Annotated in this window: 13 protein-coding genes; 9 read left to right on the top strand and 4 right to left on the bottom strand. The window is 73.2% G+C overall.

The window, feature by feature from the left end:
- Window positions 1-4: 4 nt before the first annotated feature.
- On the bottom strand, window positions 5-415 hold the full coding sequence (locus V2S66_RS11695) for a PPOX class F420-dependent oxidoreductase (protein WP_330794556.1): 411 nt from the start codon (window positions 413-415) through the stop codon (window positions 5-7).
- Between the two features lie 223 nt (window positions 416-638).
- On the opposite strand from V2S66_RS11695, the gene V2S66_RS11690 reads away from it, so the two are divergent.
- A complete protein-coding gene (locus V2S66_RS11690; RefSeq protein WP_330794555.1) occupies window positions 639-1,676 on the top strand; it encodes a LacI family DNA-binding transcriptional regulator in 1,038 nt (345 codons plus the stop codon).
- A 144-nt stretch (window positions 1,677-1,820) separates the two neighbouring features.
- Window positions 1,821-1,946 carry a hypothetical protein gene (locus V2S66_RS11685; RefSeq protein ID WP_330794554.1) on the top strand — a complete coding sequence of 42 codons (126 nt, stop codon included), beginning with the start codon at window positions 1,821-1,823 and terminating at the stop codon, window positions 1,944-1,946.
- Between the two features lie 64 nt (window positions 1,947-2,010).
- On the opposite strand, the gene rsgA is transcribed toward V2S66_RS11685, so the two are convergent.
- Entirely contained in the window at window positions 2,011-3,156 is a 1,146-nt protein-coding gene (rsgA, locus tag V2S66_RS11680) for a ribosome small subunit-dependent GTPase A (protein ID WP_413966359.1), read from the bottom strand.
- Between the two features lie 644 nt (window positions 3,157-3,800).
- On the opposite strand from rsgA, the gene V2S66_RS11675 reads away from it, so the two are divergent.
- The 5 genes from V2S66_RS11675 (at window position 3,801) to V2S66_RS11655 (ending at window position 7,735) form a co-directional block, all read left to right on the top strand.
- Entirely contained in the window at window positions 3,801-4,115 is a 315-nt protein-coding gene (locus tag V2S66_RS11675) for a hypothetical protein (protein WP_330794552.1), read from the top strand.
- A gap of 125 nt (window positions 4,116-4,240) precedes the next feature.
- Window positions 4,241-4,471: a hypothetical protein gene (locus V2S66_RS11670; RefSeq protein WP_330794696.1), complete on the top strand. Its 231-nt coding sequence runs from the start codon at window positions 4,241-4,243 to the stop codon at window positions 4,469-4,471.
- 433 nt (window positions 4,472-4,904) lie between these two features.
- Window positions 4,905-6,179: a sensor histidine kinase gene (locus V2S66_RS11665; RefSeq protein ID WP_330794551.1), complete on the top strand. Its 1,275-nt coding sequence runs from the start codon at window positions 4,905-4,907 to the stop codon at window positions 6,177-6,179.
- Window positions 6,179-6,829: a response regulator transcription factor gene (locus V2S66_RS11660; protein WP_330794680.1), complete on the top strand. Its 651-nt coding sequence runs from the start codon at window positions 6,179-6,181 to the stop codon at window positions 6,827-6,829. Before V2S66_RS11665 ends, V2S66_RS11660 begins: the two co-directional genes overlap by 1 nt.
- Window positions 6,830-7,177: 348 nt before the next feature.
- The gene (locus V2S66_RS11655) at window positions 7,178-7,735 is read left to right on the top strand and encodes an RICIN domain-containing protein (protein ID WP_330794550.1); all 558 of its coding nucleotides are present in this window, start codon (window positions 7,178-7,180) and stop codon (window positions 7,733-7,735) included.
- Window positions 7,736-7,912: 177 nt separating this feature from the next.
- Here V2S66_RS11655 and V2S66_RS11650 read toward each other — a convergent pair whose 3' ends face one another.
- Window positions 7,913-9,367 (bottom strand): aldehyde dehydrogenase family protein, encoded by a 1,455-nt coding sequence (locus V2S66_RS11650; protein ID WP_330794549.1) that lies wholly within the window; start codon window positions 9,365-9,367, stop codon window positions 7,913-7,915.
- Window positions 9,368-9,436: 69 nt separating this feature from the next.
- Window positions 9,437-10,396, bottom strand: coding sequence for an amidohydrolase family protein (locus V2S66_RS11645; RefSeq protein WP_330794548.1), 960 nt, complete (start codon window positions 10,394-10,396; stop codon window positions 9,437-9,439).
- A 106-nt stretch (window positions 10,397-10,502) separates the two neighbouring features.
- Between V2S66_RS11645 and V2S66_RS11640 the strand changes: the two genes are divergently transcribed.
- Window positions 10,503-12,068, top strand: a complete 1,566-nt coding sequence (locus V2S66_RS11640; RefSeq protein ID WP_330794547.1) for a bifunctional 3-(3-hydroxy-phenyl)propionate/3-hydroxycinnamic acid hydroxylase — start codon at window positions 10,503-10,505, stop codon at window positions 12,066-12,068.
- A gap of 15 nt (window positions 12,069-12,083) precedes the next feature.
- Window positions 12,084-12,893: an IclR family transcriptional regulator gene (locus V2S66_RS11635; RefSeq protein ID WP_330794546.1), complete on the top strand. Its 810-nt coding sequence runs from the start codon at window positions 12,084-12,086 to the stop codon at window positions 12,891-12,893.
- The last annotated feature ends 149 nt before the right edge of the window (window positions 12,894-13,042 follow it).

Raw genomic sequence — 13,042 nt, 5'->3', positions numbered from 1 at the left:
GCTCTCAGTCCTCGACGCCCCATCCGAGGATCTTGTACGGCCTGATCCGGATCAGCTCCTTGCTGAGGTGGTCGCCGTACGCGTGCGGCCCGGTCACCTGCTCGGCCACACCGCGGATCTCCACGCCCCGTACCTTCCACGGGCGGACGCTCGCCAGGTCGTCCACGACCAGCGAGACGTAGGGGTCGCCGGCGATGTTGCGCCATTTGCGGGTGCCGCCCATGGCCCAGCCGGCGATGTCGATCGCGCCGTCCTCGCGGAGGAAGAACCCCACCGGGTTGTTCTGCGGCCGGCCCTCGGCGTCCACGGTGGCGAGCCGTGCGAGGCGCTGCCCGCCGAGGTACTCCCGCTCGGGCCCGGTCAGTTCGGTCCTGGGCGCCTTCTCCGGCTGCCCGGGTGTCTGCTGTGTCGTCATACCCCCCACGCTCGCAGGACGCCCGCCGCCGCGCATCGGGCGACGGGACCACCTGCGGGCGGTCATCCGGTCCCGGATCGGGCCTGAAGGCGTAGGACTGCCGCCCGAGACCGGCGCGCCGGGCGGTGAGAGCGCTCTCATAGACGCTTGTCGAGCGGTTACGCTGTGCACAGTCGAGATTCGTCGCCGAATTTCTGTTATCCGCGCGCAGAGGAGCCGTCCGTTGTCCGACCAGAGCTTCGCGTCCCGTCCCACTCTGGAGGCCGTCGCCGCGCGGGCCGGGGTCTCGCGGGCGACCGCGTCGCGGGTGGTCAACGGCAGCGAGGGCGTGCGCGCGGCGCTGGCCGAGCGGGTCAGGCGCGCCGTCGACGAGCTGGGGTACGTGCCGAACCAGGCCGCCCGGACCCTGGTCACCCGGCGCAACGACGCGATCGCCGTGGTCGTCGCGGAACCGGAGACCCGCTTCTTCGCCGACCCCTTCTTCGCCCAGCAGGTCCGCGGCATCAGCAAGGAACTCACCGCGCACGACAACCAGCTGGTGCTGCTGCTGACCGAGGGGGCGGCCGACTACCAGCGGGTGGGCCGCTATCTGGCCGGCGGCCACGTGGACGGCGCGCTGCTCTTCTCGCTGCACGACGACGACTCGCTGCCCATGCTCGCCCGCCGGGCCGGGGTGCCGACGGTGATAGGCGGCAGGCCCGGCTGGTCCGACGCCGACACCCTCTACGTGGACTGCGACAACCGCGGCGGCGCCCGGGACGCGGTGCGCCACCTGCTGGGGCTCGGCCGCCGCCGCATCGCCCACATCGCGGGCCCGCTGGACCAGACGGCCTCGGTCGACCGGCTCGACGGCTTCCGCGACGTCCTGCCCGACAACGACCCGCGGCTGACCGCCGAGGGCGACTTCACGCCCGACGGCGGCGCCAAGGCGATGGCGGCGCTGCTGGAGCGCTGCCCGGACGTGGACGCCGTGTTCGCGGCGTCCGACGTGATGGCCTCGGGCGCGCTGCGGATGCTGCGCACCAGCGGGCGCCGGGTGCCGGAGGACGTGGCGGTGATCGGCTTCGACGACATCGTGTCGGTCTCGGAGTGGACCGACCCGCCGCTGACCACGATCCGTCAGGACATCGAGGAGATGGGCCGGATGATGGCCCGGCTGCTGCTGCGCACCGTCGCGGCGCCGGCCGCGAACGGCACGGAGACTCCCGCGCCCGCGCCGATCGTGACGCCGACCCAACTGGTGCGGAGGGCCTCGGCGTAGGCCGCCGCCGCTCCCCCTCCGCAGCGCCTCCTGAACTCGGTCCCACGATCGGTGGGTTGGAAACACCGGGCAACGGGAACGTCACGAACAGGCAGCGAACGTGAGGGTGCGGTGAAAGCCGCGCGGGAGCGAGGAGGGCTCGGTATGGCCGTGATTCTGGGGATCGTCATCGTCGCGCTCGTGGTCGGAGTCGTCGTCGGCTCCTTCTGGAGCGCCGGCAGCCCGATCGCGCTCCGGCGCCGCCACGGCAGGGGCGACGGCATGGGCTGAGCCCGCGGGCGCGCCGGCCGTACGGCCCGAAGGCCGTACGGCCGGCGCCGGTTGCGCGGGGCCGTCAGTAGACCCGGCGGTGCCCACCGCCTCCGCCGCGCTTGCGCTCGTACATCTCGCGCCCGGCGGCCGAGCGCTGCTTCCACTCGCGCCGCATCTCCGCGCGCAGCCGCTGGTCGGTGCGCGAGGCGATCCAGGCGTTCTCCCGCAGGAGTTTGCGGTAGCTGTCCAGGCGGCGGTGCGACAGCGTGCCGTCCTCCAGCGCGGCCAGCACCGCGCAGCCGGGCTCCGCCTCGTGGGAGCAGTCGTGGAAGCGGCAGTCGCGGGCGAACTCCTCGATCTCGGAGAACACCTGGGCGACGCCGCCCTCGGCGTCCCACAGACCGACGCCGCGCAGCCCCGGGGTGTCGATGAGCACCCCGCCGCCGGGCAGCGCGAGCAGGTCACGCGTGGTCGTGGTGTGCCGGCCCTTGCCGTCGGCGTCCCGGGTGGCCTGCACCTCCTGGACCTCGCTGCCGGTCAGCGCGTTGCTCAAGGTGGACTTGCCGGCGCCCGACTGGCCGAGCAGCACCGAGGTGCCGCCGCCGAGCACGGCGGCGAGCACGTCGAGCCCCTCGCCGCTCGCGGCGCTGGCCACCACGACCTGCACGCCGGGCGCGGCCGCCTCCGCGTCGGCCAGCAGGTGCGTGGTGTCGGCCACGAGGTCGGCCTTGGTGAGCACGACGAGCGGTTCCGCGCCGCTCTCCCAGGCCAGCGAGAGGAAGCGTTCGAGCCGTCCGAGTTCGAGCTCGGCGGCCAGTGACACGCACACCACGACGTGGTCGACGTTGGTGGCGAGCACCTGGCCCTCGGAGCGCTTGGACGAGGTGGACCGGACGAACGCGCTCCTGCGCGGCAGCAGCGTCCGGACGAACCGCGGGTCGACACCCCGCGGGTCCAGCGCCGCCCAGTCCCCGGTGCAGACGATGCGCAGCGGGTCCGACGGCATGACGAGCGCGGTGTCCGCGCGCACGGTGCCGTCCGCGGTGAAGACGTCACACATGTTCCGGTCCACCCGCACGACCCGCCCGGCCACCAGGCCCTGCGCGGCGTACGGCGCGAACTCCGCCTCCCACACGTCGTCCCAGCCATAGGGCACGAGCGCGTGAGAGGAGGCGTCACGGAACGAGAAAGAGGAAGAGAACGACGAAGAAGACGTCGAGGAAGACAAGGGAAACCCTTCGAAAGGGCAGCCCCCGGCACCGCACGCCCCGCGCGCGGAGATGAAGGAGGAAGGAGTCAGCCGGAGACCACGGAGGTGTCACGCACGATCTGCTGAATTCGGGCAGCGCCCGTCACAAAGACAGCCATCGGGTCACACCTCCCACGTCATCTCGACGGCTCGCACCAGCCCCGAACGGGCCCGCGCTCTCGAACACCAGGACCGTAGCGCGCGAGCCCCCCGCCCGCCACCCGTTTTTCTTCGGACGGCACCCACGTCTGCCGCCTGATCGCTCCGGTCCCGCCAGAGGCGCGGGCGGCGGCGTGACGGGCTGCGTCCCGCGTGACCGGTGTGGGACCGGAGCGGGTCGCCCCGCGGTGACGGCATGGCCGCCATGCGGTGACGTCCGGAACGTGGTCTGATGGGAGATGGGCGTCTCCCGCCCGGAGCGTCCGAGCGGATGCACCGGGCGTCGCCGGCTGTGAGGCGGGCCGCAACGGCGTCACCGCGGTATCGCCCGGTCCGTCAGGGATGACCGGCCGCGCCGGCGGCCCGGGAAGATGCGGAGCCGGCATCCGGGCGACAGGGAAAACCACCGGCCGACCGGTCGACTCGCCTCCGCGACCGCAATCCAGCGCCTGAACGAGGCCGCTATGAACCAGCGCCAGCACTTCCACATCGAACACGCCGGACACTCCATAACCGTGGACGTCAGCGGCGGACGCCACCGGGAGGTCGAGCTCCTCGTGGACGGCCGCGAGGTGGGCCACCAGAAGGACAGGAACGCCGACAGGCTCACGCTGTCCGGGCAGTTGCCGGAAGTCCCACCCCAGCCCTTCGCTGTTCGCGTGGACGGGCGGCAGCACCACCGATCCCACCCCCCGACCTGCACGCTTCTGGTCGCTGGAGACGAATTCTCCATTCCCGACCGGACTCCCGCCGAACGTCCGGACCACCGCGCCCGCTGAGCGGAAGCCGACACCACGCACCCCGGTGTTCACATACCACCGTTCGTCAGCGAATCCAGGGCCACCGGCGTTCCAAGGGGGGCCGGTCGCCTGCTTTCTTCGGGACAGGCGCGATATGGGCCTTGATGCGCCGCTCGCGCCGCACTGCCAGGTCCGCGAACGAGCAGGTCGAGAGTCTGCGGCGCCTTCGGGAAGCCGAGACGGACCTGGAGCGCGCCGTCGCGCAGGACATCAGCTTTCGTGCCACCTGCTGGCCGCAGGCGGAGCTGCTGGGGGTGCTGGTACGGGCCATGGTGACCGGCACGTCGCCGCTGGAAGAGAACCCGAACCCGGGCAGCGACGCGGCCGAGCCGTAGGCCGTAGGCCGTAGCCGGGGGCTTCCCTGGGCTCCGCCGGGGACGCTGCGGCGGCGGGTCGGTCCGGTTCCCGGCAGGAGACGATCCGCGTCGGGCAGCCGGCGAGCAGGCCCACGGCCAGGACGCGGCCGCGTGCGCCGGCGCGGCCTCCGTCCACGCGCTCGCGCAGGTCATCGCCATGACGAGAGCGGTTCGCGCATCGGCCGAGGCCGGACCGCCACGGCCGGACCACCACGGCCTGACCGCCGCGCTCTGGCCCGCGGCCTCGGGGAGCGACATCGGGGCCGCAGGTCGCTGCCCGCGCACAGGGCGACCGTGGCCTCGCCACGGCCAAGGCCCCTGCCCGACCCATGAGTCTGGCCTAGGCTGGAGAAATGATCGTCGGGTTATCGGTTCGTCCTGCCGGCGCGCGCTCCCCCGCGGAACGCGCGGCGTGAGACTGCTGTACGGGCACCGGGCGCGGCTGCGCTGGGTCCATCTGATCCTGGGCGGCGCGCTGTTGATGCCGTTCTTCCTGGTCGCCTCCGTGTTCGTGCCGACGTTCACGGGAGGCGGGAGCGTCTTCGAGTCGCTGCCCGCGCAGATCGCCGCCTTCGGCTGCGCGCTGCCGCTCGCCGCGGCGGCCGCTCTGCTGCCTCTCGCCCGCCCGCTGTCGGTGATCGGGGCACGGTCGCTCGGCGGCGTGGACCCGGCGCTGCTGGCCGATGCGCCCGCCCGGTCGTGGGCCGCCCGGGTGCGCACGTCGGTCTGGTTCGTCCTCCATGTCGGGCTCGGGGGGCTCGTCGGCATCTGCGCTCTGGCGCTGCCGAGGCTCGCCCTCGTGCTGATCGTGGTGCGGACTCCGGCGCGGCTGCGCGGCTCCCGACCGCCGCTGCCCCGTGCGTTCCACGGCTGGCGGGTCCTGCTCGCGCCACCCGCGGGGATCACCCTGCTGCTCGCGCTGTCCGCGGGGGCGGCCGTGGCCGGAGCCCTGCTCGCCCGCACCGCGCCCGCGCTTCTCGGGCCGACCCCCGCGGACCGGCTCGCCGCGGTGGAGGCCCGCGCGGCGGATCTCGCGGCCCGCAGCAGGCTCGCCCGCGAGCTGCACGACTCGATCGGGCACACGCTGAGCGCGGTCACCCTGCAGGCGGGCGCCGCGGCCCGGATCCTGGACTCGGACCGGGAGTTCGTCCGAGGGGCGCTCACCTCCATCGAGGAGGCGACGCGGCGCACGGTGGGCGAGCTGGACTCGGTCCTGGGCCTGCTCCGGCAGGACGGGGAGCAGCCGGGATCTTCCACCGGGCCGACCCTGGACGCCCTCGGCGGCTTGCTGGCGCACAGTGGTGCGCCCGTGGCGTACACCGTGAGCGGCGTCCCGGGGCGGGCACCCGACCCGGTGTCACGTGCGGCCTACCGCATCGTGCAGGAAGGGCTCAGCAACGCCCTTCGCCACGGTGGGACCGAACCCGTACGCCTGCATATCGCCTGGGAGGACACCGCGTTGACCATCACGATGCTCAACTCCCTGGTGGACGGGGCGGACGGGGCGGACCGTGCGAAGACGGGGGAGCCGGCGCGGCCGCTGCGCGGAGCCGGCGCCGGAGGGGGGCGGGGCCTGCGGGGGATCGGCGAGAGGGCCGCGCTCCTCGACGGCCGGGCTCACGCCGGGCCGGACGACGGGCGGTGGCGGCTCACCGTGCGGCTGCCGCTGCCGGGCGGCGCCCGGTGATCCGGGTCGTTCTGGCCGACGACGAACACCTGGTGCGCACCGCGTTGCGCGCCATCCTCGACGCCGAGCCCGACATCGAGGTCGTGGGCGACGCCGCGTCCGGCGCCGAAGCGGTCTCCGTGGTCGGGCAGTTGCGGCCCGACGTCGTCCTGATGGACGTCCGGATGCCGCAGATCGACGGGATCCGTGCCACCGAGCAGATCCTCGCGACGCCGGCGGAGCGGCCGCCGCGCGTCCTCGTCGTGACGACCTTCGAGAACGACTCCGCCGTCTACGACGCGCTGCGCGTGGGCGCCGCCGGCTTCCTGCTCAAGCGGGCGGGCGCCGAGGAACTGATCCTGGCGGTGCGCCTGGTCGTGCGCGGCGACTCCGTGCTGTTCCCGGCCGCCGTACGCCGGCTTGCCGCCGAGCACGCGCGGCGCGGCGGTGTGGCCCCGCCCGCGTGGGCGGCCCGCCTGACCGAGCGGGAGTCCGCGGTCCTGCGGCTGCTCGCGGCGGGGCTCACGAACGCGGAGATCGGGGCGAAGCTCGGTGTCGGGGCCGCGACGGCCAAGACCCACGTCGCCGCGGTTCTCGCCAAGACCGGCACCCGCGACCGTACGCAAGCGGTCATCGCCGCGTACGAGTCCGGCTTCATCCGGTTCGGGTGACGGCGCCGCCGGTCAGGGTCTGCGCCGGACATCGCGCCAGGTGACACCGGTGTCGGCGTCGCGTGCTGCTCGGCAGGCGGCCCGAGGAGTCGGCCCGGGAGAAGCCGGCCGAGGACAGGTCGGCGTGGGATGAGGGCCGTCTCCGCCATACGGCGGAGGCGGATCGTCGCCGCGCACGACGTGGGGGCGGCGGCGGTGCCGGAGGGTTGATCGCACGGCAGCGGAGACCTCCTCGGCCGATACACCGGCCCGGGCCGCGGCAGCACCCGATGCCACCCGCACGGAACCGGGAGGCGTCGACAGCCCGCGAGACGCCGGGACGGACACCCACAGAAGAGGAACACCGAAGTGACAGACCTCAAGCGCAGCAGGACACTCGCGGTGCGGATCCTGCCGGTACTGGCAGCGGCCGCTGTCATGGCGGTCACCGCGGTCGCCCCGGCCGACGCGTCACCCGCGCCGGCCCCGGCAGCGGCCGTCGCCTCCGCACACACCGCCCCCCGGGCGGCGGCCGGGATCACACCGCACACCGCCACTCCCTGGACCTTCCAGAACAAGGCCACCCACCGCTGCATCGACGACAGCCCGTCGTTCGGGCTCCGCGCCGTGGCCTGCAACGACACGACCTTCCAGGAATGGACGATCGTCAACCACAGCGGGCAGTGGGAGCTCGTCAACTGGGCGACGCACAAGTGCATCGACGACAGCATGTCGTACGGCCTGCGCTCCCTCGCCTGCAACGACAAGAGCTTCCAGCGCTGGCAGCCGCAGGACTGGACCGCGATCGACGGCACCTACGGGCTCGCCGACGTCGGCACCGGCCGCTACATCGACGACAGCTTCGCCTACCAACTGCGCGCCTACTCCGGCAACGAGGGCGACAACCAGAGCTGGTACCGCCTGTAGCCACCACGGGCCGCGCCCGAGGCACCGGCCGGCGCGCTGGACCGCCGCCGCCCGCCCTCGTCCGTGACCGGGGCCGGGCCGGGCGACCGAGGAGCAGTCCCCGGTGGCCCGGCCCGAACCGCCCGGCCTGACGAGGTCCTGCTCCCCTGCCTGCGCTGGAGCGGGACGGGCAGGTCGTCAGCCGTGGTTCTGGGTGATCTGCTTGTACTCGGTGAAGTCGTCGATGCTGGCCACTCCGCCGAGCCGCCCCAGGCCGCTTGCCTTCCAGCCGCCTTCTTCCGTCTCGACGGCGAGGTTGGCCCAGCTGTTGACGGAGATCAGCCCCGCGTCGAGCCGGCGGGCGACGCGCAGCGGGCGGTCGGCGTCGCGGCTCCACACGCAGGCGCTCAGGCCGTATTCGGTGGCGTTGGCCAGGGCGACGGCTTCGTCCTCGGTGCTGAAGCGCTGAGCCACCTGCACCGGGCCGAAGACCTCCTGCTGGACGATGGGGAGCGAGGAGTCGGTGACCTCCAGCAGGGTGGGGCGGTAGAAGGCGCCGCCGGCCAGGGCGGGGTCGGTGGCCGGTCCGCCCCGGACCAGCGGCTTGGCGCCGGCCGCCAGGGCGTCCTCCACCAGGGCGTCCACGCGGGACACGGACGCCTTGTCGATCATGGGGCCGATCTCACTGGCCGGGTCGGCGGCAGGCCCGGGCCGGACCTGGTCCAGGCGCCGGGCCAGCGCCTCCAGGAAGCGGTCGGCGATCGCGTCGTGCACCAGGACGCGGCTGCCGGTCATGCAGAACTGGCCTGCGAACACCGTGCAGGAGGCCACCACCGTCTCCAGCGCGGTGTCGAAGTCCGCGTCGGCGAAGATCAGGTGCGGGGTCTTGCCGCCGAGTTCGGCGCCGACCCGCTTGAGGGAGGCTGCCGCGTCGGCCAGGATCACCCGTCCGACGGCGGTGCTGCCGGTGTAGCTGATGACCGGGACCCGCGGCGAACCCACCAGGTGGCGGGCTCCCTCACTGCCCGACTCGATGAAGATGTTGACCAGGCCGCGCGGCAGCTCGGCCACGCTCGCGATGATCTCGGACATCACCCGTGCGGTCTGCGCGGCCTGGGCGGGCATCTTGACGACCGCGGCGCAGCCGGCCGCCAGAGCCGGGGCCAGCGAGCGCACCGACAGGTAGGCGGGGGAGTTCCACGGCGTGATGATGCCCGCCACCCCGACCGGCTGGCGGATCGACATCGACTGCTGGCCGGGCTTGGTCCCGGTCACCCGGCCGAAGCTGTGCAGGGCCAGTCCCGCGGCGAAGCGCAGGGCGCGCGGGATGAAGTGGACCTCGTAGGCGGCCTCCCCGCGCAGCTTCCCGTTCTCCAGGCAGAGGGTGTCGATCAGGTCGTCGGTCCGCGCCTCGTAGGCGTCGGCCAGGCGATGCAGCGCGGTGGCGCGCAGCATCGCGTCCTCGCGCCACGCGCCGGTCTCGAAAGCGGCGACGGCGGCCTGGATCGCCGCCTCGGCGACCGCCTTGCCGCCGTCGGTGTAGGTGCCGATCTGCTCCCCGGTCGCGGGATCCGTACTCGGCGATCCCGGGCTCTGGGAGTCGGTCCACTCGCCGTCGATCCAGTGCCGCGCCTGCTGAAGCTGGTGTCCCATGGGTGTGCTCTCCGTTCCGCTGGTCCGGCGTGGGCCGGGTCGGTGGGGGTCGGCCGGTGGAAGCGGCGGTCAGAGCCGCAGCAGCGCTTCGGCGTTCGCGCCGGCGATCTTGCGGCGGTCCGCCTCGCTGATCGGCGCGGTCTCCAGGAACCGGGTGGCGGTGGCCATGTCCTCGAAGGGGTAGTCGGTCCCGAAGAGGATGCGGTCCGCGCCGAGGGCGAGCATGGCGCAGAGCAGCGGCGGGGCGTCGCAGACGCCGCTGGTGGTGATGTACAGGTTGTGCCGCAGGTAGTACGACGGCTTCTCGCGGGCGAGCTCGACGCCGTGGTGGTGGTGGAATCCCCACCGCGAGTCCAGGCGCCACAGCACGTACGGCAGGCCCTCGCCCATGTGACCCAGCAGCAGCTTCGCGTCGGGGAAGTCGTCGAACACGCCGCCGAAGATCAGCCGCAGCACGTGGGAGGCGGTGTCCGTGCCCCAGCTCCACATCGGGCCGATCAGCTCGGGGTGGCCGGACAGGACGTCCGCGCTGTCCACGCCGTTGGCCGGATGCAGGTAGAGCGGCACGTCCAGTGCGGCGGCCTGCTCCCAGACCACCCGCAGACCGGGATCGTCGAGGTACCTGCCCTGGGTGTGCGCGTTGACGAGCGCGCCCTTGAGGCCCAGCTGGCTCACGGCCCGCTCCAGCTCCTTCGCGGCGGCCTGCGGATCCTGCAGGGGCAGCGCGGCGAAGCCGGCGAACCGGGTGGGGTTCGCGGCGATCGCCGAGGCCAGCAGGTCGTTGACGGCGACCGCCTGCCGGACGGCCACGGCCGGGTCGGGCTCGGCCTGGATCCCCGGCGAGTTCAGCGACAGGACCTGGACGTCCAGCCCGGCGGCGTCCATGCCCGGCAGCCGCTCCTCGGTGAGGTCCAGCAGCAGCCGGGACGCCTCCGCCCAACGGGCCGGCTGGGCGATCGAAGCCGAACCCGCGCCGTACGCGGCAAGGCCAGGGGTGACGAAATGCTCTTCTAGGCCGATCGTGCGCATCGCGGCTTCTCTACCCTCGCTATGTTTCACCATTATTCATTGACTTTACGGATGATGGAACTTAGCGTCCCGCATGTCAACAGTGGCGGCAGGAGGAGGTCGGGCGATGTCGACGAACGGATCCAGCGACGTGGCGGCAACCGCGGATGTGGTCGTGGTCGGCTACGGGCCCACAGGAATGGTCACGGCAGCGCTGCTCGGCCGGGCGGGCCACCGGGTGACGGTGCTGGAGCGCTACGACGGGCTCTACAACCTGCCCCGGGCGGCCAGCTTCGACGACGAGACGATGCGGACCTTCGCCCGCCTGGGCATCGCCGACGAACTGCTGCCCAAGGTCCGCGTCCAGCACGCTTACGAATGGACGGGGTCTTCGGGCGAGGTGCTCAGGGAGCAGCGCTTCGAGGACCGGGGGCCGAGCGGCTGGGCGGAGTGGTACATGATGTACCAGCCCGATCTGGAGGACGCGCTGGACGCGGTCTGCCGCGCCCTGCCGGGCGTCGAGGTCCGGCAGGGGTCGCCGGTCGTCGGCATCGAGCAGGACGGCTCCGGCGTCCTGGTCACGGTCGAGGGCGGTGCGACGGTGGCCGCTCGCCATGTGGTCGCCTGCGACGGGGGGAACAGCTTCGTACGTCGCGCCCTGGACATCGGGCAGGACGACTACGGCTTCTCCGAGCCGTGGATGGTGTGCGACTTCCGGCTGCGCCGACCCTCCTCGGTGCCTGCCGCGCGCCAGGTCGGCGATCCGCGGCGGCCCACGTCGATCATCTCGCTGGGCCCTGACCACCACCGCTTCAGCTTCATGCTGGACTCGGTGGACGAGTTCGCGGTCGAGCGCGACCCGGAGCGGGTGTGGGAGCGCGTCGCGCGGTACCTCACTCCCGAGGACGCGGAGCTGATCCGCGTGGCCACCTACACCTTCCGCTCGCGGGTGGCGCACCAGTGGCGCCGCGGCCGCGTCCTGCTGGCCGGGGACGCGGCCCACCAGATGCCCCCCTTCCTCGGCCAGGGCATGTGCTCGGGCGTCCGCGACGCCCAGAACCTCGCGTTCAAGCTCGACCGGGTGCTCAGCGGCTCGGCGGACGCCTCCCTGCTCGACACCTACCAGGCCGAACGTGAGCCGCATGTGCGCACGGTCACCGAGATGGGCATCGAGCTGGGCCGCCTGCAGACCACCAGGGACCCCGCCACGGCCGCCGAGCGCGACCGCAGGCTGCGCGCCGAGCGTGCGGCCGGCCGGGAGCTGAAGAAGATCCGCTTCCCCGCGCTGACCCGTGGCCTGCTGGCCGCGCGGCCGCTGCGCGGCCAGGGCGAACTGTCCCGGCAGGGAGTGGTGGACGACGGCACGGTCCGGGGCCGGTTCGACCAGGTCGTCGGGGACGGATTCGCCTTCCTGGCGACCCCGCAGGTGGTCGCCGGCCTCGGCCCCACCGTGCGGCGGCTGGAGCGAGCCGGGGTCACGGTGGCCGGGATCTCGGCGGAGGGACCGCTGACCGACGTCGACGGCACCTATGCCCGCTGGTTCGCCGAGTCCGGCTGGTCGGCGGTCGCCGTGCGCCCGGACTTCTACGTGTACGGCGCGGCCGGCGGCTCCGTCGATCCGCGGGAACTGGCCGAGGATCTGCTCGGCGCTCTGGGGGCAGACGGCTGCCACGGCCGCGCCCATCAGGGCTGACCTATAGTACGGATCATGGCCGCAGAGGACGTTGACGACGCACGCCAGGGCATCCAGTCCGTCGAGAACGCCATGACGGTGCTGCTCGCGCTGGAGGAGGGCGTGGGGCCGATGAGCCTCACCCAGATCTCGGCGGCGTGCGCGATGGCGCCGAGCAAGGCCCACCGCTACCTGGTCAGTCTCGGCCGGGTCGGGCTGGTGTCCAAGTCGAGGAACTCGGGCCTCTACGACATGGGCCCCTCGATGCGCCGCCTGGGCGCCGAGTCGCTGCGGCGGATGGACGAGGTGGGACTGGCCTCCGAGTACCTCCCGGAGCTTCGGGACCGTACCGGACACGCCGTCAACCTGGCGGTGTGGGGCGACCACGGGCCCGTCATCGTCCGCTGGGACTACGGCTCCCATGCCCTGCCGATCACGGTGCGGGTGGGAGCGACCATGCCGCTGCTCGGCTCGTCGGTCGGGCGGGTCTACCTGGCCCACCTGCCGGCTGCCATCACCGATCCGGTACTGGTGAGCCAGGCCGAGACCGCCGGGCAGGCCGGCCCGGCCGACGGCGACATCGAGACGGTCAAGGCCGCGGTACGCCGCGACGGCTTCGCGGTCACCTCCGGCGGAGTGCTGTCGGGCGTCTCCTCGGTCGCTGCCCCGGTGTTCCCCGCCGTCGGCGCCCTCCCGCTCGTCGTCGCCCTCGCCCTGCCGACCCGCCAGGCCACGGAGCAGACCGTGGCGCGACTGGCGGAGGAGGTGTGCGCGACGGCCGCGGCCATGTCCGCCGAGATCGGCCACCGGAATCCGGCGCCGACGCCGCCCCGCCCGCAGGATTGACGACACCGCCGACGCGCCGCGGCGCAGGTTGAGCGCGTCGACCGGGCAGCAACCGGCGACGCGACAGGATCGCACCGCGACCCGCGGCAGTCCCCCGCGGCCGGGAAGTTCCCGAGGAAGCCATGGAGGGCCGGCCGCCGAGCCCGCAG

Source organism: Actinacidiphila polyblastidii, from assembly GCF_036353415.1.
GTDB lineage: Bacteria > Actinomycetota > Actinomycetes > Streptomycetales > Streptomycetaceae > Actinacidiphila > Actinacidiphila polyblastidii.
Note: the sequence above shows the minus strand (reverse complement) of the source record. Positions and strands in the feature narration are given on the sequence as shown.